This window comes from Amycolatopsis sp. WQ 127309, assembly GCF_023023025.1.
Lineage (GTDB): Bacteria > Actinomycetota > Actinomycetes > Mycobacteriales > Pseudonocardiaceae > Amycolatopsis.
The window spans coordinates 8,319,330-8,340,396 of sequence record NZ_CP095481.1 but is presented as its reverse complement, the minus strand read 5'-3'; the positions used below and the strand labels follow the sequence as shown (position 1 = coordinate 8,340,396).

General features: G+C 71.1%; 22 protein-coding genes. 10 read left to right on the top strand and 12 right to left on the bottom strand.

Translation table 11 applies throughout. The features are described from left to right. Positions 1 to 6: 6 nt before the first annotated feature. Positions 7 to 1,395 (bottom strand): KamA family radical SAM protein, encoded by a 1,389-nt coding sequence (locus MUY22_RS37025; protein WP_247051829.1) that lies wholly within the window; start codon positions 1,393 to 1,395, stop codon positions 7 to 9. Positions 1,396 to 1,526: 131 nt separating this feature from the next. Here MUY22_RS37025 and MUY22_RS37020 point away from each other — a divergent pair, with 131 nt between their 5' ends. The 3 genes from MUY22_RS37020 to MUY22_RS37010 are packed head-to-tail and all read left to right on the top strand — an operon-like array spanning position 1,527 to position 5,565. After that, positions 1,527 to 3,131 carry an amidohydrolase gene (locus tag MUY22_RS37020; RefSeq protein ID WP_247051828.1) on the top strand — a complete coding sequence of 535 codons (1,605 nt, stop codon included), beginning with the start codon at positions 1,527 to 1,529 and terminating at the stop codon, positions 3,129 to 3,131. A gap of 11 nt (positions 3,132 to 3,142) precedes the next feature. Continuing rightward, positions 3,143 to 4,771: an apolipoprotein N-acyltransferase gene (gene lnt / locus MUY22_RS37015; protein WP_247051827.1), complete on the top strand. Its 1,629-nt coding sequence runs from the start codon at positions 3,143 to 3,145 to the stop codon at positions 4,769 to 4,771. A gap of 26 nt (positions 4,772 to 4,797) precedes the next feature. Beyond that, positions 4,798 to 5,565, top strand: a complete 768-nt coding sequence (locus MUY22_RS37010) for a polyprenol monophosphomannose synthase (protein ID WP_247051826.1) — start codon at positions 4,798 to 4,800, stop codon at positions 5,563 to 5,565. On the opposite strand, the gene MUY22_RS37005 is transcribed toward MUY22_RS37010, so the two are convergent. Together MUY22_RS37005 and MUY22_RS37000 are read right to left on the bottom strand one after the other, a co-directional pair. Beyond that, a complete protein-coding gene (locus MUY22_RS37005; RefSeq protein WP_247051825.1) occupies positions 5,552 to 6,310 on the bottom strand; it encodes a class I SAM-dependent methyltransferase in 759 nt (252 codons plus the stop codon). The genes MUY22_RS37010 and MUY22_RS37005 overlap by 14 nt on opposite strands. Before the next feature lie 11 nt (positions 6,311 to 6,321). Beyond that, the gene (locus MUY22_RS37000) at positions 6,322 to 7,083 is read right to left on the bottom strand and encodes a DeoR/GlpR family DNA-binding transcription regulator (RefSeq protein WP_247051824.1); all 762 of its coding nucleotides are present in this window, start codon (positions 7,081 to 7,083) and stop codon (positions 6,322 to 6,324) included. 48 nt (positions 7,084 to 7,131) lie between these two features. Between MUY22_RS37000 and MUY22_RS36995 the strand changes: the two genes are divergently transcribed. Next, positions 7,132 to 7,806 carry an NUDIX domain-containing protein gene (locus MUY22_RS36995; RefSeq protein ID WP_247051823.1) on the top strand — a complete coding sequence of 225 codons (675 nt, stop codon included), beginning with the start codon at positions 7,132 to 7,134 and terminating at the stop codon, positions 7,804 to 7,806. A 398-nt stretch (positions 7,807 to 8,204) separates the two neighbouring features. Here the strand turns inward: MUY22_RS36995 and MUY22_RS36990 are convergent, their stop codons facing one another. The 3 genes from MUY22_RS36990 to MUY22_RS36980 form a co-directional block, all read right to left on the bottom strand. After that, complete coding sequence (locus tag MUY22_RS36990; RefSeq protein ID WP_003081521.1) at positions 8,205 to 8,552, bottom strand: RNA polymerase-binding protein RbpA; 348 nt, start codon at positions 8,550 to 8,552, stop codon at positions 8,205 to 8,207. 225 nt (positions 8,553 to 8,777) lie between these two features. Further along, a complete protein-coding gene (locus tag MUY22_RS36985; protein WP_247051822.1) occupies positions 8,778 to 9,542 on the bottom strand; it encodes a thymidine kinase in 765 nt (254 codons plus the stop codon). Positions 9,543 to 9,563: 21 nt separating this feature from the next. Further along, positions 9,564 to 10,964 carry an MFS transporter gene (locus MUY22_RS36980; protein ID WP_247051821.1) on the bottom strand — a complete coding sequence of 467 codons (1,401 nt, stop codon included), beginning with the start codon at positions 10,962 to 10,964 and terminating at the stop codon, positions 9,564 to 9,566. 245 nt (positions 10,965 to 11,209) lie between these two features. Here MUY22_RS36980 and MUY22_RS36975 point away from each other — a divergent pair, with 245 nt between their 5' ends. After that, positions 11,210 to 11,881: a transglycosylase family protein gene (locus tag MUY22_RS36975; protein ID WP_247051820.1), complete on the top strand. Its 672-nt coding sequence runs from the start codon at positions 11,210 to 11,212 to the stop codon at positions 11,879 to 11,881. 43 nt (positions 11,882 to 11,924) lie between these two features. Here MUY22_RS36975 and MUY22_RS36970 read toward each other — a convergent pair whose 3' ends face one another. Continuing rightward, the gene (locus tag MUY22_RS36970; protein WP_247051819.1) at positions 11,925 to 13,067 is read right to left on the bottom strand and encodes a hypothetical protein; all 1,143 of its coding nucleotides are present in this window, start codon (positions 13,065 to 13,067) and stop codon (positions 11,925 to 11,927) included. A 99-nt stretch (positions 13,068 to 13,166) separates the two neighbouring features. Further along, on the bottom strand, positions 13,167 to 13,949 hold the full coding sequence (locus tag MUY22_RS36965; protein WP_247051818.1) for a glycerophosphodiester phosphodiesterase: 783 nt from the start codon (positions 13,947 to 13,949) through the stop codon (positions 13,167 to 13,169). Positions 13,950 to 14,015: 66 nt separating this feature from the next. Between MUY22_RS36965 and MUY22_RS36960 the strand changes: the two genes are divergently transcribed. Then, on the top strand, positions 14,016 to 14,396 hold the full coding sequence (locus tag MUY22_RS36960) for a hypothetical protein (RefSeq protein WP_247051817.1): 381 nt from the start codon (positions 14,016 to 14,018) through the stop codon (positions 14,394 to 14,396). Between the two features lie 760 nt (positions 14,397 to 15,156). On the opposite strand, the gene MUY22_RS36955 is transcribed toward MUY22_RS36960, so the two are convergent. Both MUY22_RS36955 and MUY22_RS36950 read right to left on the bottom strand, forming a co-directional pair. Further along, a complete protein-coding gene (locus MUY22_RS36955; protein ID WP_247051816.1) occupies positions 15,157 to 16,119 on the bottom strand; it encodes a tyrosine-type recombinase/integrase in 963 nt (320 codons plus the stop codon). 568 nt (positions 16,120 to 16,687) lie between these two features. Continuing rightward, positions 16,688 to 17,203, bottom strand: coding sequence for a GNAT family N-acetyltransferase (locus MUY22_RS36950; protein WP_247051815.1), 516 nt, complete (start codon positions 17,201 to 17,203; stop codon positions 16,688 to 16,690). 41 nt (positions 17,204 to 17,244) lie between these two features. On the opposite strand from MUY22_RS36950, the gene MUY22_RS36945 reads away from it, so the two are divergent. Together MUY22_RS36945 and MUY22_RS36940 are read left to right on the top strand one after the other, a co-directional pair. Beyond that, positions 17,245 to 17,802: an XRE family transcriptional regulator gene (locus tag MUY22_RS36945; protein WP_247051814.1), complete on the top strand. Its 558-nt coding sequence runs from the start codon at positions 17,245 to 17,247 to the stop codon at positions 17,800 to 17,802. Between the two features lie 49 nt (positions 17,803 to 17,851). After that, entirely contained in the window at positions 17,852 to 18,496 is a 645-nt protein-coding gene (locus MUY22_RS36940; RefSeq protein WP_247051813.1) for a DUF1345 domain-containing protein, read from the top strand. On the opposite strand, the gene MUY22_RS36935 is transcribed toward MUY22_RS36940, so the two are convergent. Further along, a complete protein-coding gene (locus MUY22_RS36935) occupies positions 18,483 to 19,460 on the bottom strand; it encodes an SDR family NAD(P)-dependent oxidoreductase (RefSeq protein ID WP_247051812.1) in 978 nt (325 codons plus the stop codon). The two genes, MUY22_RS36940 and MUY22_RS36935, sit on opposite strands and share 14 nt — an antisense overlap. Positions 19,461 to 19,518: 58 nt before the next feature. Here MUY22_RS36935 and MUY22_RS36930 point away from each other — a divergent pair, with 58 nt between their 5' ends. Further along, positions 19,519 to 19,974: a DNA topology modulation protein FlaR gene (locus MUY22_RS36930; protein ID WP_247051811.1), complete on the top strand. Its 456-nt coding sequence runs from the start codon at positions 19,519 to 19,521 to the stop codon at positions 19,972 to 19,974. Here the strand turns inward: MUY22_RS36930 and MUY22_RS36925 are convergent. Beyond that, positions 19,958 to 20,569 (bottom strand): TetR/AcrR family transcriptional regulator, encoded by a 612-nt coding sequence (locus MUY22_RS36925; protein ID WP_247051810.1) that lies wholly within the window; start codon positions 20,567 to 20,569, stop codon positions 19,958 to 19,960. The two genes, MUY22_RS36930 and MUY22_RS36925, sit on opposite strands and share 17 nt — an antisense overlap. Before the next feature lie 22 nt (positions 20,570 to 20,591). Between MUY22_RS36925 and MUY22_RS36920 the strand changes: the two genes are divergently transcribed. Continuing rightward, positions 20,592 to 21,047, top strand: a complete 456-nt coding sequence (locus MUY22_RS36920; RefSeq protein WP_247051809.1) for an SRPBCC family protein — start codon at positions 20,592 to 20,594, stop codon at positions 21,045 to 21,047. Positions 21,048 to 21,067: the final 20 nt, after the last annotated feature.

The window sequence follows — 21,067 nt, the reverse complement described above, 5'->3', positions numbered from 1 at the left end:
GCGGCGTCAGCCGGCTTGCCCGGCCCACCACGTCCGGCCCGCCTCGGGCAGCGTCGAGATCGGGTCGTAGTACGGGTAACGGCGGTTCAAGGCCTCCGGGTCGTCCAGTTCGATGCCGGTGCGGTAGTTCTTGGTCCAGTAGGAAATGCCCAGCTCACGGTCGTAGTCGGCCAGCTGGTGCACCCACCGCTTCCCGACGTAGGGCACGTCGCAGACGATGCGTGGCGTGGCGTAGCCCGGCAGGTAGCCCATGATCGCGTGCTGCAGCTCCTGCGCCTCGTGCACTGACACCCGCCAGTGCTCGGCGTTCGGGATCATGTCGCACATGTAGAAGTAGTACGGCAGGATGTTCGCCTCGCCCTGCAGGGCGAAGCACAGGTCCAGCAGCTGTGCCGGCGTGGCGTTGACGCCGCGCATCAGGACGCCCTGGTTGCGGACGTCGCGGACGCCGACGTTCAGCGCCGTCTGCGCGGCCTCCGCGACCAGCGGGGTCACCGACTGGGCGTGGTTGACGTGGGTGTGGATCGCCAGGTTGACGCCGCGGCGCTGGGCGGTGACGGCGACGCGCTCCAGGCCTTCGACGACCTTCGGCTGCAGCCAGTGCTGCGGCAGCGCGGCCAGGGCCTTGGTCGCCAAGCGGATGTCGCGGACCGTCTCGATGTCCATCAGGCGCATCAGGAACGACTCGAGCTGCGGCCACGGCACGTTGGCGACGTCACCGCCGGAGACGACCACGTCGCGCACGCCCGGGGTCTTCTTGAGGTACGCGATCATCGCGTCCTGGCGGTCGACCGGCTTGAGGGCCAGCTTGTGCTTCTCGACCTGCTCGGTCGAGTTGCCGACGAGGTCCATCCGGGTGCAGTGGCCGCAGTACTGCGGGCAGGTCGAGATCATCTCGGCCAGCACCTTGGTCGGGTAGCGGTGGGTGAGGCCCTCGACGACCCACATCTCCGCCTCGTGCAGCGAGTCGCGTTCCGAGTGGGGGTGGCTCGGCCACGTCGTGTCGCGGTCGCTCTTGACCGGGAGCATGTAGCGGCGGATCGGGTCGCGGTAGAACGCCTCGGTCACCTTCGCCGGGTCGGTGCCCGCCGTCGGCGCCATCGTGTTGATCATCTGCGGCGGCAGCAGCATCGACATGGTCGCCATCTCGCGCTGGTCGGCGGCCAGGTCGTCGTAGAAGCGGTCCTCCAGCAGGTCGCCCATCAGGGCGCGCAGCTGCTTGGCGTTGCGGATGCAGTGCACCCGCTGCCACTGGGCGTCACGCCACTCCGCGTCGGTCACGCCGTGCCAGCCGGGGAAGCGGCGCCAGTCGGGTTCCACCAGCTCGGCGCGGGCGTACTCGTAGGGCTGGTCGATGGCGGCGGCAGGTGTCACAGGTTCCTGGATCGCAGTCACTTGTACTCCCAGTCGTCGGTTAGGCGTCAAAATATCCTGTCATAACGTTCTCACGGAGTAAATCTTCCTGCATGCTCGCGGATCTTCCCCCAGGTGGCGGAGGGGTCGGCAGGCCGGAGCAGACTCAGGGCGTGACGGACGAACACACCACGCTCCTGCTCGGCGGGCGCATCTACACCCCCGCCGGCCCGGACGCCACGGCCATGGCGGTCACCGGCGGCACCGTCGTCTGGGCCGGCCAGGACGGCCCGGCCCGCGCGCTGCACCCCGGCGCCGAGACCATCGACCTCGACGGCGCTTTCGTGGCCCCCGCGTTCGTCGACGCGCACGTCCACGCCACCGCGACCGGCCTGCACCTGACCGGCCTCGACCTCACGAGCGTCCGGGACCGCGCCGGGCTGCTGGCCGCCGTCCGCGACGCCGTCCTCCCCGGCCAGGTCCTGCTGGCCCACGGCTGGGACGAGACCGCCTGGACCGACCCGCGGCCGCCCAGCCGCACCGAGCTGGACGACGCCGCCGGCGGCGCCCCGGTCTACCTCAGCCGCGTCGACGTCCACTCCGCCCTCGTCTCCACGGCGCTGGTCGAGCTGGCCCCGGCCGCCCGCGGCGCCGACGGCTGGTCGCCCGACGGCCCGCTGACCCGCGACGCCCACCACGCCGTCCGCGCGGCCGTGCGCGCCGCCGTCACCCCCGAGCAGCGCGAACGCGCCCAGCGCGCGTTCCTCGCCGAAGCCGCGAAGCAGGGCATCGTCAGCGTCCACGAGTGCGCCGGCCCCGACATCTCCGGCCGCGACGACCTCGCCGCGCTCCTGGCCCTCGCCGGCCCGGACGGGCCCGAGGTCGTCGGCTACTGGGGCGAGCTCGGCGCCGTCGACACCGCTCGCGAACTGGGCGTGCGCGGCCTGGCCGGCGACCTCTTCGTCGACGGCGCGCTCGGCTCCCGCACCGCCGCGCTGAGCGAGCCGTACGCCGACCACCACGGCTCCGGGGCGCTCTACCTCGACGCCCACCGCATCGGCGAGCACCTCGCCGCGTGCACCGAGGCCGGGCTGCAGGCCGGGTTCCACGTCATCGGCGACGCCGCCACCGCCGAGGTGATCGAAGGCTTCCGCCTGGCCGAGAAGCAGGTCGGCCAGCGCGCCCTCGCCGCGAGCCACCACCGGCTGGAGCACCTGGAGATGGTCACCGCCGAGCAGTCCAAGATCCTCGCCGGCTGGGGTGTCGTCGCCTCGATGCAGCCGCTGTTCGACGCCGCTTGGGGCGGCACGGACGGGATGTACGCCGAACGCCTGGGCGCCGGCCGTGCGGCCGGGCTCAACCCGTTCTCCGCGCTGGCCGCCGAAGGCGTCATGCTCGCCTTCGGCTCCGACGCACCCGTCACGCTACTGGCCCCGTGGGCGAGCGTCCGCGCGGCCGCCTACCACCGGACGCCGGGTGCGGGCCTGTCACCGCGCGCGGCGTTCACCGCGCACACCCGGGCCGGGCACCGCGCCGCCGGCGTCAACGACGGCATCACCGGGAGCCTGGCCCCGGGCGCGCCGGCGCACTACGCGATCTGGGACGCGACCGACCTCGTCGTCGCCACCCCGGACACCCGCGTGCAGCGCTGGTCCACCGACCCGCGCGCCGGCGTGCCGCCGCTGCCGCGCCTCGAGCCCGGTGCCCAGCTGCCGCGCTGCCTGCGCACGGTGCGCGCGGGTGAGGTCGTCTACGACGACTTCACGCCGGGCACCTAGAGTCAGCACCTGTGGCAGTCACCGTGGCGGACCCCGAACCGGGCGCTTCGCACCAACCCACCCGAACCCGGCGCTTCCCGCGAGTGTGGCTGCTGCGGCTGGCCGGCGCGCTGGTGTCCGGTTTCGCCTATTACCTGAGCTTCGCGCCCCGCCCGCTGTGGTGGCTCGCCCCGCTCGCCTTCGCCGGGTTCGCGCTCGTGCTGCGCGGCCGCAGCTTCCGGGGCGCGTTCGGCTACGGCTTCGCGTTCGGGCTCGTCTTCTTCCTGCCGCTGCTGACCTGGCTGCTGGACTTCCTCGGCCCGGACTTCGGCCCGTGGCCGTGGCTCGGCCTGTCGGGCGCGCTGGCGCTCTACTACGGCCTGGCGGGCGGGCTCATCACGCTGGTGGCCCGGCTGCCGCTCGCGCCGCTGTGGGGCGCGCTGATCTTCATCGCGATGGAGACGCCGCGCGCGTGGTTCCCCTTCGGCGGGTTCCCGTGGGGCCGGGTCGCGTTCAGCCAGCCCGAAGGCGCGTTCCTGCCGCTCGCCTCGATCGGCGGCGCGCCACTGGTCGGCCTCGCCGTCGTCTTCAGCGGCTTCTGCCTCGCCGCCCTCGCCGGCCGCCTCTGGGACACCCGTGACGCGGTCCGGCCCGCACTGGGCGCCCGGCGCACCGTCCTGGCCGCCGTCGGCACGCTGCTGCCCGTCGTCGCGGGCCTGGCGCTGTGGCCGACCATCGGGACCGCCGCCCAGGACGGCGAGCGCACCATCGCCACCGTGCAGGGCAACGCCCCCGACATCGGCCTCGCGCTGCAGGGCGAGCGGGACCTGCTGCGCCGCAACACCATCGCCGAGAGCCAGCGGCTGCTGGACGCCATCCGCGCCGGGAAGGTCCCGAAGCCGGACCTGATCCTGTGGCCGGAGAGCGCCACCACCGTCAACGGCCCGGACCCGCAGGTCGACCAGCTCGTCGCGAACTTCGGCGTCCCGGCCCTGATCGGCGCCCTCTACGTGCTGCCGGACCGGCACATCCAGAACTCCGTCATCGTCTGGGACCCGAACACCGGGCCCGGGCAGCGCTACGCCAAGCAGCAGCTGGTGCCCTTCGGCGAGTACGTGCCCGCCCGCAAGCTCGCCGCGCTCGTCACGCCGTTCGTGGACCAGGAGACCGTCGACATGGTCCCGGGCGACGGCGCCAACCAGACCCTGGGCGTCGCCGGTACCCAGGTCGGGGTGTTCGTCTGCTACGAGGCCGCGTTCGACTACCCCGCCCACGACGCCGTGCGCGACGGGGCGGAGCTGCTGGTCGTGCCGACCAACAACGCCTGGTACGGGGACAGCGAGATGAGCGTGCAGCAGCTGGCGATGTCGCGGCTGCGGGCGGTCGAGCACAGCCGGTCGGTCGTGGTGTCCGCCGTCTCAGGGGTCAGCGCCATCGTCGCGCCCGACGGCACGATCACCAGCTCAACCGGCCTTTTCATGGCCGACTCCCTGGTCGGGCGCGTGCCGCTGCGCACGCAGACTACGCTGTCGGATCGACTCGGTGCGTGGACGGAGTACGGGTTGCTGGCACTGGCGATCGCCGGGGTGGCCGGCGGGCTCGTACTCCGTTTTCGCACCCGGCGCAGCAGCGCCGGCACGGCAGGGGACACGGCGGACTGACCGCCGGGGATATCGGAGGAGCACGGATGTCGCAGGCGCCGCGGGGGGCCCGGGGAATCGAGCCGGTGCTGGTGGTGATCCCGACCTACAACGAGCGGGAGAACCTCGGGCCGATCCTGGACCGCCTGCACAAGGCACTTCCGGATGTGGACGTGCTGGTCGTGGACGACGGCAGCCCGGACGGGACCGGTGAGCTCGCCGACGAGCGCGCCGCGGCCAACGAGCGCGTCCACGTGCTCCACCGCACGGAGAAGTCCGGCCTGGGCGCCGCCTACATCGCCGGGTTCCGGTGGGGTCTGGCCCGGGAGTACAACACCATCGTCGAGATGGACGCCGACGGCTCGCACGCGCCCGAGGACCTGCCGCGGCTGCTGGACGCGGTCGGCGACGCCGACCTGGCCATCGGCTCGCGGTACGTGCCCGGCGGCAGCGTGGTGAACTGGCCGGTCAACCGGCAGATCCTCTCCCGCGGCGCCAACGTCTACTCGCAGCTCGCGCTGGGGATGCGCGTGCGCGACATCACCGCCGGGTTCCGCGCGTACCGGCGCCCGGTGCTGGAGAAGCTGGCCCTGGACGAGGTCAACTCGCACGGCTACTGCTTCCAGATCGACCTGACACTGCGCACGGCCGACGCCGGGTTCGACATCGTCGAGGTGCCGATCACGTTCACCGAGCGCGAGATCGGCGAGTCGAAGATGAGCGGCTCGATCATCCGCGAGGCGTTCCTGCGGGTGGCGACCTGGGGCGTGCAGCGCCGCACACAGCAGCTGAAGCGGTTGTTCAAGCGCGGCTGAGCGCCGTCACGATCCAGGCCTTGGAGCCGAGGAAGACGCCGTCGGGGGTCTCACGCGCGGTGAACGCCGTGCGCAGCCGATCCACAGCGGCGTCTTCGTCCTGCCCGGCGAGCAGTTCCTTCGCGTCCTTGAGGCCGAGGGTGAACTCGACCGCCGTCGCGGTGTCGGGCCCGTAACAGACGGGTTCGCGCACTTCGGTGAACTCGACGCCGGTGAAGCCCGCGCCTTCGAGCATCGCCCGCGTGCGTTCCGGGTTGCCGAGAGAGAAGTGCGCGCCGGCGGGTGGCGCTGTCGTGCCGGGCGCCAGGGCGTCGTGGAGCACGGAGTACCACTCGTTGCGGTCGCGCTCCTGCCAGACGAGCAGCACCACACGCCCGCCGGGCCGCAGGGCGCGGGCGATGTTCGCGAAGGCCGCGGGCGGGTCGGGGAAGAACATCGAGCCGAACCGGCTGAGCGCGACGTCGAACCGCGCGGCCGGGAACGGGTGCGTTTGCGCGTCGGCGACCGCGAACGTGGCTTCTCCGCGTTCTGAGGCCGTCGCGATCGCCGCCTCGGAGACGTCGATGCCGAGGACAGTCCCGGTCGCCGACGCCCGCGCGGCCTCCCGCGTCGACTCGCCGGTGCCGCAGCCGACGTCCAGGACGTCCTCGCCGCGGGTGACGGCCGCCGCGGCCCGGAAGCGCTCGTTGTGCGGCCGGACCTCGGCGTCGAACAACGCCGCGAACTTCACCCGGTGCTCGGTCATGTGGTTCCCCCTCAGTGGCCGGCGAGCCGCAGCTCGACGCCGAGTTCTGCAAGTTTCCGCACGTTCGGGTCGGTCTCGTCGGCGTCGGTGATGATTCCGGCGACGTCGGCGAAGGGCAAGACCGCGCACCGCGACGCCGCACCGAGCTTCTCGGCGCTCGCCAGCACGTACGTGTCGGCCGCGCGCCGGGCCAGCGTCCGCTTCATCGCGGCTTCCTCGGCGTCGCCGGTGGTCAGCCCGGCCTCGGGGTGGACGCCGGTGACACCGAGCAGGAAGACGTCGGCGCTGATCGCCTGGGCGGCCTCGGCCGCGGCGGCGCCACAGGTGACCGCGGAGTGCCGGAACAGGCGCCCGCCCAGCAGGAACACCTCGATGCCCTCGTGGTCCAGCAACGCGGCGGCGACGGTCGGGCTGTGCGTCACGACCGTCGCCGCCAGGTCACGGGGCAGCGCCTTCGTGACGGCCAGGGACGTGGTCCCGCCGTCGAGGATGACCGTCGCCCCCGGCCGGACCAGGCCGGCGGCGAGGGCGGCCACCCGGTCCTTGCCCGCGACGGCGATCGACGTCCGGCTCGCGTAGTCGGCGACGGCGGGGGAGACGGGCAGCGCCCCGCCGTAGACGCGCTGGCAGAGCCCGGCCGCGGCGAGGTCCCGCAGGTCGCGGCGGATGCTGTCCTCCGAGACGCCGAGCTCGGCCGCGACGTCCTTGGCCAGCACCTTGCCCTCGGCGGCCAGCCGGCCCAGCAGCAGCTCGCGGCGTTCCCCAACCAACATGCACGATCCTCCTTGTTCGTTCCGAGTCGTGCACATTATGGTCGCGGCATGACCACTACGACAAGCGTGCCCGGCCTCGACGTCCCCGACCACCGCGGCCGCACCGGCCTCGACCGGGCGGGCCGCGACCTGGACCGGAACCCGCGGGTGCGCGTCACCGACGTCGAACTGCTCGCGGCCGGCTGGCACGTGCTGCGCCGCACGACGTTCGACTACGACCACGGCGACGGGCACCGGACGACCGAGCAGCGCGAGACCTACGACCGCGGCAACGGCGCCACCGTGCTGCTCTACGACCTCGAGGGCGCCACGGTGCTGCTGACCCGGCAGTTCCGCTACCCGGTCTACGTCAACGGCCACCCCGACGGGATGCTGCTGGAGGCCGCAGCCGGGCTCCTGGACGACCAGGACCCCGAGACGGCCATCCGCCGCGAGGCGCAGGAGGAGACCGGCGTCCGCATCGGTGAGCTGGAGCACGTGTTCGACGTCTACACGAGCCCGGGCTCGGTCACCGAGCGGCTGCACTGCTACGCGGCGCCGTACCGCCCGGCCGAGCGCGGCGCCGGCGGCGGGCTCGCGGAGGAGGGGGAGGACATCGAGGTGGTCGCGCTGCCGTTCAAGGAGGCCCTGGCCATGGTGGGCACCGGGGAGATCGCCGACGCCAAGACGATCATGCTCCTGCAGTGGGCGGCCCTGGAAGGCCCGTTCAGCCACCAGCCGTGAGGGGCACCCCAGGGACTTATAAGCCCTGAAGGTGCCCCTCACGACATCGGGCGAGCTGCCAGGCCGCCCGGCGGCGCGCACGCCCCGGTCGCGGGTTCACGTGCGGCCGGGGCGTCGCCAGCGGAGCCGTCGTGAGGGGCACCCTCACGACACTGGGCGAGCTGCCCGGCCGGCCCGGCGGCGCGCACGCGGCCGGGCTCACGTGCGGCCGGAGCGTCACCGGCGGAGCGGTCGTGAGGGGCACCTTCAGGGATGTACAAGCCCTGAGGGTGCCCCTCACGACCGACCGAAGGGCCCCGCCAGCCGGTGTGCAGGCATGCGAAAGGCCCCCGCGGGGGGAGGTCGCGGGGGCCTTTCCGTTGTGGTGGGAGCAGGCTACGAGCCGAGTCCCGAAGAGGTCACGCGGACCGGGAGGTCCGGCGGCCCTTCAGCTCGGCGAGACGTTCGTTCAGCAGGTCCTCGAGCTCGGGGATGGTGCGCCGCTCAAGCAGCATGTCCCAGTGGGTCCGCGGCGGCTTGACCTTCTTCTGCTCGGGCTGCCCGCCATCGACGATCTCGGACTCGCTGCCGTGCAGCCGGCATTCCCACACCGTCGGGATCTCGGCGTCGTCGGAGAACGGCACCTCGAACTCGTGGTTCTTGGGGCAGGCGTAGCGCACGGTGCGTCGCGGGGCGAGGTCGTGGTTGCGGTCGGTCTCGTAGCTGACCGCTCCCAGCCGGCTTCCACGAAGAACACGGTCGGCCATGATGGGTCCTTTCAGTCAGCTCCGGGGTGGAGCCAGGGTGGTGCTCACCCTATGCAACGACTCAGGGTCTCCGGGGATTCCCGGTTCACCATGTCGTTGCTCACGATGAGCTGCGTCACCCGCCGGGATCAGCTTCCACTAGTAGGAGGCATTTCGCGCTCCGGCGTGACGTCAATACGGCCTTCTTAGTGCTGATATCCCCCGGATGGGCTACTCGGGCATCTCTCAGGTCAACCGTAACTGACCGTGATGAGCGGTAACGGGCCCCAGGTCACCCGCCCGAAAGTGGCGACGACACAATACCTGATAACGCAAAGTAGCCGTTTCGGCCTCAAATCGTGCTGAAGCTGAAGTTTCAACTACGGATTGTTCGGTATCTGCCACGACCACCGTATCGCCTTCGCGCACAACCTCGCCGTCGAGCACCCGCGCGTTGAACCGCCCGGTCAGCCCGCACCAGCACAGAACCTCCACCTGGACCGGCTGCAGCTCGTCCGCCAGTTCGAACAGACGTGCGGCTCCCGGGAACAGCTTGCTCCGGAAATCCGTCGCGATCCCGAAGCAGTAGACGTCGATCTGGACCTCGTCGGCCAGCTCGGCCAGCTGGTCGACCTGCCCGGGGGAGAGGAACTGCGCCTCGTCCACCACCACGTAGTCCACGTGCTGCCCGCGCGCCCACTCCTGCCGCACCAGGTCACGCACGTCGGTGTCCTCACCGACCTCCACCGCCTGCCGGCTCAGCCCGATCCGGCTGGAGATCTGCGGCGCACCCGAGCGGTCGTGGCGCACCAGCACCAGCCCCCGTCTGCCCTGGCGCGCGTGGTTGTGGTCGATCTGCAGCGCCAGCGTCGACTTCCCGCAGTCCATCGGCCCGTAACAGAACTTCAGCCGGCCCACCGGCGGCGTCCCGCGGCGCGAACCGGCCGCGGGAACCGACGACAGCGCGTCCGTGGGATCGGGGCCGGAGGCCCGGTCGTTCAGCGAGGTCACGACAGCCGACCCTATCGGGGACTACAGCACCTCGGGCGGACGGTTGCCCGCCGCCACGATCGCGCGCCGCACCGGGACCAGCGCGACCAGCACCAGACCGGCCACGAAGAAGATCACCAGCGCCACGATCGCCAGCCGGAACGACCCCGTCGCCTGCCCGACCCCCGCGAACACCAGCGGCCCCAGCCACGACGTCCCGCGCTCGCCCACGACGTAGAGCGAGTAGTACTGCGCGTCCTTGCCCTGCGGGATCATCTGGCTGAACAGCGACCGCGACAGCGCGTTCGTCCCGCCCAGCACCAGCCCGATCCCCACCGCCACCGCCAGGAACTGCACCACCTTCCCCGGCTGGATGAAGTACGCCCCGACCAGCACCACGATCCACAGCACCAGGCTGCCCAGGATCGTCCGCTTCGCCCCGTACCGCCGCGCCACCAGCCCGTGCAGCGTGCCACCCAGGTACGCCACGAACTGGATCACCAGGATCGTCATGATCAGCACTTCGTCGCCGAACCGCAGCTCGTCCTTGCCGTACTGCGCCGAGACCGCCACCACCGTGGTGATGCCGTCGGTGAAGATCAGGTAGCTGCCCAGGAACGCCAGAGTCAGCGGGAACGCCTTCGCCGAGACGATCGTCCGCCGCAGCTCGCCGAACCCCGCCCGCAGCACCGACGTACCCGGCGCCACGTCCACCGGCGTGTGGTCGCGGGGGAGCGCCCGCACCGAGGGAACGGTGAACAACGCCCACCACAGCCCCGAGGTCAGGAAGCAGATCTGCACCGCGGTGCCCTTGGACACCCCGAAGGCGTCGTGGCCGAGGTAGAACCCCAGCTGCAACGCCAGCGCCAGGCCACCGCCCAGGTACCCGAACGCCCACCCCTTCGCCGAGATGTCGTCCCGCTCGTCCGGCCCGCCGATGTCCACCAGGAACGAGTAGTAGACGACCAGCGAGCCGCCGTACCCGATGTTCGCCACGATGAACAGCGCCGCGCCCAGCTGCCAGTCCGACCCGGCCATGAAGAACATCGCCGCCGCCGCGGACGCGCCCAGGAACGCGAACCCGCCCAGGATCCGCCGCTTGTTGCGGCTGCGGTCGGCCACCGCGCCCGCGATCGGCAGCACCAGCACCTGCACCACGGTCGCCACCGACAGCAGGTAACCCCACGTCGAGCCGGCCGGGAAGTGCAGCCCGAACAAACTCACGTCGCAGTTGTGCAGCGTGTCCGACGCGCCGGACGCGTCGACACAAGCGTGGTCCCCGTTAAGGGTGAAGTTCGACTTCGCGTCCTCGGCCGCGATCGTGCTCATGTAGAGCGCGCCGAACACCGTCGTCGTCGACGAATAGAACGGCGAATTCGCCCAGTCGTAGAAATACCAGCCCCAGCGCTCGCGCTTGGTCGAGCGCGTTCCGGCCAGCGTCATCCACGGCTCCTCAGGGTCAAGATCGTCCAGGTCAGCGCGGAGACTACTGGGCGGTACCGCCACCGGTCCCGAAGTTCGCCGAAACCGTGTCCGGTTCGTCGCACCGTGCTCATCCGCCACTTCCGTGGCAATCACATTCGACGCGTCACGGTGTGTCGCTCGGCGGGGTGAACGGTGTTTCGTGTGAGACTCGTGTAAGCAGTGTGTCTCTTGTGGCCAAAGGGGCACCCTCTTACTGTGCTCGCATGATCCACAACCGCCGACGCACCGTGGCGAGAATCCTGCTTCTCGCCTTCGCCGCTTTGGGTCTGCAGCTGACCGTCCCCGCCATCGCCTCCGCGGACCCCGCGTCGAGCGCCTGGGCCAAGCTGCGCATGTGCGAGTCGAGCGGCCGCTACGCCACCAACACCGGCAACGGCTACTACGGCGCCTACCAGTTCGACCTCCCCACCTGGCGCAGCGTCGGCGGCGCCGGCCGCCCCGACCAGGCCGCCGCCCACGAACAGGACTACCGCGCCCTCTACCTCTACCGGATGCGCGGCTGGCAGCCCTGGCAGTGCGCCGGCATGCTCAAGCTCTCCGGTGACGGCGACGCCCGCAGCAAGCGCGTCCCCAGCTACGCCGACTCCGCCTACATCGGCGGCAGCCGACCGGTCCCCGCACCCACCCCGCCACCCCCGAGCGGCAAACCCGCCTGGCCCGGCGTCGTCTACGCCTACGGCGACTGCGCCGCCCCGCTCAAGACGTTCCAGCTCCGCATGAACGCCTTCGGCTACGGCTTCACCGGCACCGGCTGCTACCTCGAGAAGACCAAGGAAGCCGTCCTCGCCCTCCAGCGCGCCAACGGCATCAAGGACTCCGGTCTCCTCGGCCCCAAGACCTGGGACGCCGCCTGGAACGGCAAACCACCCCGCTGACGCCGGCGCCGGGCCGGGGAGCAGCCCCGGCCCGGCCGAGGCGTCACGGCAGGGGATAGAAGTAGTACCCGTCGCCGTCCAGCACGTGGTTCTCCGCCAGGAACCGGGTGAACCGCCGCTGGAACTCCGCGTGGTCGGTGTCCAGCACCGGCCGCACCGTGAACGACGACGTCGCCGAAGCACCCTGCACGCTCTCGTCGACCGGATACGCACCGCACACGTTGGTCAGCCCACCCGAGTGCCGGTTCCAGAACGGCCCCCACGTACTCGCACACCGCGCCTCCGCCGCCACTCGGTGCGCCTGCCGCGTCGCGACGTCGTAGAACAACCGGTTCTGCGGCCCGGTGAACCCGGCCGACCCACCCGACGTCCCCGGATAACCCGCGTACCGCCCGGCCGGCGCGACGTCCCGCACGAACCGCCCCGTCTCCGCGATCGGCAGCTCACCCGCCGAGAAGTCGAACATCGGCGTGAACCACGTCCGCAGCACGCAGTCCGCACCCCGCACGTACGCCGGATCCGACTGCCGCGCCACGTCGCACCGCACACCCGTCCCCATCGACGACCCGGCCAGCGTGAACCGATCGTCCGTCTCCGCCACCAGCCGCGACGACACGGTGTAGGACGTCCGCTTCTCCGCGGCCACCTCCGCCGACGCCTCCGTGGCCGGCGGGTCCTCGCCGTCCAGGGAGAACACCTCCGTGACGTCGGGAGCCGCCTTCCACTCCGCGATGCTCTTCACCACCGGCACGACCGACCGGTCACAGAAACCGGCATCACCCGTCGGCGGCCCGCACAGGATCGACACCCCGAACCGCGCCGTGTCCGCCACGTTGTCCGTCCGCCAGTTCACCAGCCGGTGCGCCATCGCCACCCGCCGCGAGTCCTTCAGCACGTTCAACGTCGAGAACACGTACGCCGACGCCGTCCCGTCCACCGCGCACTCCGGCTCCGGGCACGCGTAGTGCGCGAACTTCAGCTCCGTGAACCAGCACGCCCCGAAAGCGTTCTTCACGTAGTAGCCGTGCCGCGTATCCACATGACACTCGTCGAGCGACAACGGCTGATCCACCGGAGCCGTGTAGGGCTCCGAATTCGGCGGCGGCCCCACCGCCTCACCCGGCACAGCGACCAGACCCAGCAACGCCAGCACGGCGCAGAGCAGCACAACAGCACGTCTTCGCATGGATTCCCTCCCCAAGGAAGCCCGGAACCGGGCGGAAACCCACGCTAGCGAGACCGGTGCGAACCGGTCACTCCGGCGAACAGGTGGACAAAATTCCCGTCACGCCTGCTGCCAGGTGCCCCGCTCGATCAACACCTCACGCAGCAGGTCCGGCCGGTCCGTCACGATCCCGTGCACCCCGAGGTCCAGCAGCGTCCGCATCTCCGCCGGATCGTCGATCGTCCACGTGTGCACCTCGATCCCGGACCGCCCCGCCATCGCCACGAACGACTTGTCCACCACCCGCAACGCCCCCTGCCGCACCGGCACCTGCGCCATCACCCCGAGCACCAGCCCGCCCAGCGGCAGCAGCGGCAGCTTCCCGCGCGCCCACAGGGCCAGCACCGACCGCGGCCCGACCGCCGTCACCAGCTCCGGCCCCGCCAGCTTCCGCAACCGCGCCAGCCGCGCGTCCGAGAAAGACGCCGCCGCCACCCGGTCCCGCGCACCCGTCCGCGCCAGCACGTCCACGAACGGCACCACCGCCTGATCGACCTTCACGTCGATGTTGAACCGCGCCTCCGGCAGCTCCTCCAGCACGTCCTCCAGCCGCGACAACGCGACCTCGCCCCCGACCTTCACGTTCTTCAGCTGCGCCCACGTCTGCGACGCGATCGCCCCCGACCCGTCCGTCGTCCGGTCCAGGTGCGTGTCGTGGTGCACCACCACCACACCGTCCGCCGTCGCGTGCACGTCCGTCTCGATGTACCGGTACCCCTCCGCGAATGCCCGCTGGAACGCCGGCAGCGAGTTCTCCAGCCCCGCCAGCTCGTCGAGGTGCCAGCCACGGTGCGCGAAAGCACGGGGGAGCGGATCGGCCAGGTACGGGAAGGACGCGCGCATCCCTCAAGTGTGCACTTCCGCCATGACCCCGGCATGAGCGGACGATGGCCAGCTAGGGTCTCCCGGGTGAGGGAAGCCGCCGAACTAGCCCAGCCACCCGCGGACGACCTGGCCCCGGCCCGCCGCGGCGCCCCGAAGCACTGCGGCTGGTGTGGCCGACGCCTCCCCGAAGGCGGCAACGTCGGCCGCCGCCGACGCTACTGCGGCCAGTCCTGCCGCCAGCGAGCCTACGAACGCCGCACCGCGCTGCAGCGCAGCGGTCTCCCCGAAGACGCGGTCGTGCTGTCCGACACGGAGATCGCCGCACTGCAGGACCGCCTGTTCCAGCTCCGCTGCGCCGCCGAGGACATCGTCACCGCGGCGGACGACGGCGCCGACGCGGGGGAGCTGCGCGGCCTCGCCGCCGACATCGCCCGCGCAGCCAAGGACCTCGAACAACTCCGCTGACCCACGACGGCGTGCCCTGAAGCCTGTTCACGTGCGAGGTAGCGCTCAAGCGCACGCAGGGCGGAGCGACCGTTCGTGTGTGAGTAAACGCTCAAGCGGACACGTGCACGGCAGTCACGACTGGCCCTTTGGCGCGTAGGGGCAGAGCGCGAGTGGCCCTCTCGCGCTCGGGCCGGCGCGAATGGCCCGTTCGCGCGTGCGACAGGGAGCCAACGGGCCGCTCGTGCACCGGCCCAAGCGCGAGAGGGCCACTCGCGTCCTCGGGCATGGCACAAGTGGCCCGTTCGTGTCTGATGTGGCGCACGAGCGGCCCATTCGCACACACGGCTTGGCGTGAATGGGCCGCTCGTGCGAGATAGAGTCGCCCGCGCACCGGGGCATGGCATGGACTGGCCAGGGGAGCGAGAGCTGGGGTAGCGCACACGAAGGCCACTCCCGTGAGGTGCCTCTCAAGAGAGCCGAGCGGCACGCCCGGCTCGGCGCGTTCGCACAGGGAACTCCGACGCCCATCGGGAAGCTGACGGGGGACAGCCGGCCAGGCGCTGTCTGCTCTTGGCATGCATGGATCGCGGCCCCCACCGTGGTGCGAACGGCCCGTTCGTGCCCGATAACGCGCGAACGGGCCGTTCGCGCGGCCTGCACGACTGGCCCGCTCGCGCCGGTGATGCCCCACAGGCCGCAGAACTCCGCTGACCAGGCTCACTCGACAGCCCCGACCCGCAGAAACTGCCCGAACCGCCGAAACTGCCCGAACCGCCGGTCAGCTCAAGCCGTCCAGGGCGCGGTACGTGCGGTTGCTCGCCGCCGCCGCGCGCTGTTCCCTGCCTGTCGCCTCGATGTAGTTCTGGCTCGTCGCCAAGCTCGCGTGACCCAGCAGCGCCATGATCTCCGACGCCGTCGCGCCGTCCTCCGCCAAGCGCGTCGCGAACGTGTGCCGCAACGCGTGCAGGTTCGCACCCACCGGCACCCGGTCGTGCAGACCCGCGCCCCGGTAACACGACTTCACCAGGTACTCCAGCGCGCCCCGGCCGATCGGCTCGCCCGCGCGGTCCACCAGCAACGGCGAACCAGGGGAGGACCGCACCCCCGGGAACCGCACCCGGCACGACTCCCGGTACCGCTCGATCAGCTCCGCCAGCACCGGCTGCACCGGGATCGACCGATCCCGGCTGCCCTTCCCCTTCACGTGCAACCGCAGCTCACCGGCGCGCCCCACCAGCGATCGCGGCGTCAGCGCCCGCATCTCCGCCGCCCGCAACCCCGCCACCAGCCCCAGCGCGATCACCAGCACGTCCCGCTCCGGCCACGGGTCCCGCGCCCGCCGCGAACCGGCGGCCGCCGCCGACAGGAGCTGCTCCGGGGTTTCCTCACCCCGCAACGGCTTCGGCGTCAACGCCGGCGTCCGCGGCCGCGCCACCGCACCCATCGGGTTGCCCGCCAGCAGCCCGTCCGCCACGCAGAACGTCAGGAACTGGTTCCACGTCGACCAGGCCCGCAGCACCGAGCTCTTCGCGTGCCCGTCCGCGAACACCCCGAACACCGACCGGAGCGCCTGCCCGGTGAGGTCGGCGACCGCCAGGTCCTCGGCGGGGCGGCCGAGCTCCGAAACCAGGAGAGTGGTGATCCCGGCCAGATCCCGGCGGTAGGCGTCAGTGGTGTGCGGCGAGTCCTTGCGCGGCCGGCGGGCGGCGAAGAAGGCTTGCTGGGCCTCGGAAACCTTCATGGTGGATCTTGTACCGTACGGCACCGACAATTTCGCTCACCGGGTCCCGTCCGATTTCATGCATAATTGCCATTATGCATGAAATGTCGGAATCGTCAGGGATCCGCTCCCGGGGGATCCCGGATCTCGTCTGACGGCCTTCGAGACCTCAAGCGGCACATCTGACACACTGCGGGGCATACGCACACATGTTCGACCGGCACCCGCAGGGCGTCCAGGCTTGAGCCAGCCGGGAGCAGATCTCCGGATGGCGCCCGATGAGCCCGTCAAGTCCCGACGACGCGCGTTCGGCCTAACATTGCGTACTCTAGTTTCGTCACCGTGACGTTTTACGGTCGGGTGACGGGACATCGGTCTGCAGCTCCAGGGGATGTCTCTCGCGGCCCTACGGAACACCTCCCTGGGCGCCTCTGCGGCCCGGGAGTCTCTGTACGACGACGCATGACGCTTCACTCCCGGCCGTTCCCTCAGGAGAAGCCGTCCTGACGAAGAACCCCCGCCGAGTTCGGCTTCTTTCGCCCCTCTTGGGTGTCCGTCGCAGGCACTGCCCTAGTGCCGATAATGTACATTATGTCAAGTAACCGGGATCTGGCGCTCCCTCGTCGTCCGAGAGGTCCTTCTGGACCCAGGCGACGTCACGCCAGGCTCCGTGCTTCCAGCCCACCTTCCGGTAGACGCCGGCGGGCTCGAACCCCAGTGCGCGGTGCAGTCCGGCACTCGCGTCGTTCGGCATCGCCATCCCGGCGAACGCCCGCCGGTATCCGCGTTCCCGCAGCCTGCTGAACAACGCCTCGTATAACGCGCGTCCGGCGCCTGTGCGGCGTCGGCCTGGTTCCAGGTAGATGCTCGTCTCGCACGACCACCGGTACGCGGCGCGTTTGGCGAACGGGCCGGCGTAGGCGAACCCCAGTACCTGTCCGTCCTCCTCGAGGACGAGCCAGGCGTGCGCGCCGGCGATGCGGCGGGTCATTTCTTCGGTGTCGGGTGGTTCGGTTTCGAAGGAGATCACCGTGTCGGTGACGTAGGGCGCGTAGATGGCGGCGCAGGCGGCTGCGTCGTCCGGTGTGGCGTCTCGGACCTTCATGGCTCCTATGGTAGCCATAATGGGTCGTATAGTATCAAGTGATGACCGATCCCCTGACCCTTCGGCTGGCGGCGACCGTGCACGCGGCGCGGACGTCCCGAGGCCTGTCCGTCGCCGTGCTTGCCGAGGACTCGGGGGTGTCCCGGGCGATGATCGGGAAGATCGAGCGGGGTGACGTCCAGCCGACGGCGGCGTTGCTGGCGAAGCTGTCGTCCGCGCTGGGGATGACGCTGACGGAGCTGATCGCGCGGGCCGAGGGTGACGAGCGGCGGTTGGTGCGGGCGGCGGAGCAACCGGTGTGGGTGGATCCGGATTCCGGGTACCGGCGCCGGTCGGTCTCCCCCGCGTCCGGGCGGCCGTTGGAGCTGGTGGAGATCGAGCTGCCGGCGGGTGCGGCGGTGCCGTTGCGGGCGAGCACGTTCCTGCACCAGCAGATCTGGGTGCTGGCCGGGCACCTGCGGATGCGGGAGGGTGCCGAGGTGCACGAGCTGGACGCCGGGGACTGCCTGCAGCTGGGGTCCGCGCCGGACCGGGTGTTCGAGAACCCGGGGTCGCTCCCCTGCCGGTACCTGGTCGCGCTGGTCCCCCGCACCACCTGACCAGGTGATCCCGGGTGCCGTCGGGGCGTGGGGCCGTTAGTTTCGCGCGATGCGGTGGCTGCGGAGGGTCTGGTACCGGTGCGCGGAGTTCCTGCTGGTGTTGCTCGGGCTGGGGTGGTTGATCGCGCCGAACACGGGGCTGGACGTGGTGTTCCTGCTGGCGTGGGACGTGTTCGCGCTGATGGCGATCGTGTCGCGGTGGGTGCGGATCCGGCGGTACCGGCTGGTGGGTGACGAGGTGGAGCCGTCGTGGTTGCACAGTCTCCTGGGGCGTCGGTGGAACTTCGCGGCGACGCTGGTGGTGAGTGTGGTCGGGATGACGGCGGGTGGGTTGATCCTGGTGGCGAACGCGATCGCCGACGAGGACGACGAGATGGCGTCGGTGCTGCAGATCAGTGCGGTGCCGGCGGTGCTGGCGGCGTGGATCCTGCTGCACTTCGGGTACGCGGACCGTTATGCGCACCTGCACTACCAGGCGGCGCCGGAGCCGGGGTTGCGGTTCCCGGCGACGGAGCGGCCCAACTTGCTGGACTTCGCGTATTTCGCGTTCACGGTGGGGACGTCGTTCGCGACGTCCGATGTGGAGGTGCGGGCGCGGCCGATCCGGTACACGGTGCTGACGCACAGCGTGGTGTCGTTCGTCTACAACACGGCGATCCTGGGGATCGCGGTGGGTGTGATCACCGGGAAGTAGCGAAGGCGTCGACGCCGGTGAGGTCGGCGGAGAGGGTCCAGAGGCGGTCGGCTTCGGCGGGGTCGGTGGCGTGGGGCCGGACGCCGTAGCGGAGGCCGACGTCGGTGACGCCGCCGCCGGCGGGTGCGGGTTCGGCGATGTCGCAGTCTTCGAGGTAGACGCCGCCGAGGCCGTCGAGCCGGGGTGAGGTGGCGGCCCAGACCTGGGTGGCGGCGCCGGCTTCGGGGGTCTTGAAGTAGGCGCTGGGGGTGCCGTTTTCGTCGATCCAGCCTTGGGCGACGCGTTCGTCGTGCGGGATGTGGCGGGTGAGGTGGGTGAGGATCGAGCCGGGGTGCAGGGCGAAGGCGCGCACTCCCCTGGTGTGGCCGAGGCGGTCGAGGTGGACGGCGAAGAGGATGTTGGCGGTTTTGGCCTGGCCGTAGGCGAGCCACTTGTCGTAGCCGGTCTGGAAGTGGGGGTCGGTCCAGCGGATCGGTGAGAAGTGGTGGCCGCGGGAGGAGACGGCGATGACGCGGGCGCCGTCGGTGATGGCGGGCCAGAGGCGGTTGACCAGGGCGTAGTGGCCGAGGTGGTTGGTGGCGAACTGGGCTTCCCAGCCGGGGCCGACGCGGGTTTCGGGGGTGGCCATGATGCCGGCGCCGGTGATGACGATGTCGAGGCGGCGGCCGGTGGCGTGGAAGCGGTCGGCGAAGGTGTGGACGCTGTCCAGGTCGGCGAGGTCGAGTTCGCCGACTTCGGCGCCGGTGATGCCGGCGAGTGCTTCTTGGGCGACGGCGGGGCGGCGGGCCGGGACGACGACGTGTGCGCCGGCGCCGGCGAGGGCGCGGGTGGTTTCGAGGCCGATGCCGGAGTAGCCGCCGGTGACGAGGGCGAGCTTGCCGGTGAGGTCGATGCCGTGGAGGACGTCCGCCGTGGTGCTGGTGGCGTCGAAGCCGGAGCCGATCTTGTGCTGCGGGGTGCCCATGGTTGCGACCGTAGGAGCTGGAGTGCGCTCCAGGGCAAGTCCGGGTGAGGATGGCGGGGTGGAGCGGGTGCTGGTGCTGGGGCGTGGTGGTGCCGGGAAGTCGACGTTCGCGCGGCGGCTCGGTGTGGTGTGCGGGTTGCCGGTGGTGGAGCTGGACGCGGTGTTCTGGGCGGGCGGGCTCGCGGGGTTGTCGCGGGTGGAGTGGGTGGCGCGGCAGCGGGAGCTGGTGGCGGGTCCGCGGTGGGTGCTGGAGGGTGATCTCGGGCCGTACGACGTGCTGGAGGTGCGGCTGGCGGTGGCGGACACGGTGGTGTTGCTGAACTTCTCGCTGGTGCGGTGTGTCTGGCGGGCGGTGCGGCGGGGCCGGGAGCGGGCGGACTTCTGGTGGTGGGTGGTGGGGTACCGGCGGCGGTCGTTGCCGGGGTTGCGGCGGGTGCTGGCGGAGTCCGGTGCAGACGTCGTGGAGCTGCGCTCCCCTGGTGCGGTGGAACGGTTTCTCAGGAGCGCAGGTTGAGGGCCGCGACGGCGTGGTCGGTCCAGGCGGCGAGGAAGCGGTCCGGGGCGAGGTCGCCGGGGGTGTGTCCGATGAGGACGTCGAGGATCGGGTAGTAGGTCAGGGCGGCGACGAGCACGGCGGCGGTGGCTTCGGGGTCGGTGACGTCGGCTCTGCCCTGGTCCCGCAGGGTGGTGATCCAGGCGGTGCCGCGGGTGTAGAGGGTGGCGAGCACGCCTTGCCACATGCGTTCGAAGAGTTCGGGGAAGCCGGTGAACTCGCGGATCATCAGGCGGATGAGGTCGCGGTCGGCGGCCATGAACGCCCAGACGACGTCGGCGAGCACGCGGAGGGCTTCGCGGGGGTCGTCGGGGAGGTGGGCGTCGGCGGTTTCGGCGGTGCGGGCGGTGAGGCGGTCGAGGTTGTCGTGGACGGCGGCTTCGAGGAGGGCGGCCTTGGACGGGAAGTGCTTGTAGAGGGCGCCGGAGCCGGGGTTGAGGTCGCAGGCGGTCTGGATGTCGGCGATGGAGGTGGCGTCGTAGCCGCGGGTGGCGAAGAGGTGGACGGCCTCGTCGAGGATGCGGCGGCGGGTGACGCCGGGGGTTGTTCGAGCCATAGTGAGAAACTACTCTCTTTCTATGGTGGAAGTGACAGTGGAAGAGACCGTGTCGTGCTCGCCGGAGGCCTTCTTGGCCCTGGTCATGGACCCGCGGCGGTACGCGGCGGTCGACCGCAAGCTGGGGCCGATCGACTGGGTCCGGCGCGAGGGGGACGTCACCGAGTTCCGGTTCCGCTCGCGGCTGCCCGGGCTGGGGCCGGGCCCGAAGATCGTGTCCCGGATGACGCTGACTCCCGGCGAGCGGGTCGACGTCGTGCTCCCCGACCGGCCGGAGAACCGGCCGGCGCGCCGGGTGTCGACGTTCGAGGCGTCCTTCTCCTGCGTGCCGGTCGACGGCGGGATCCGGGTGACGCGGCGGATCGCGTTCGGGTTCGCCGCTCCCCTGCGCCCGCTGCTCGAGCCGATTCTGCGGCGCAAGCTGCGAGCCGACGTCGAGGCGGAGATCCGGGGCGCGAAGGCCGTCTTGGAGCGTTGACTGAAGCAATGAATCAGTGC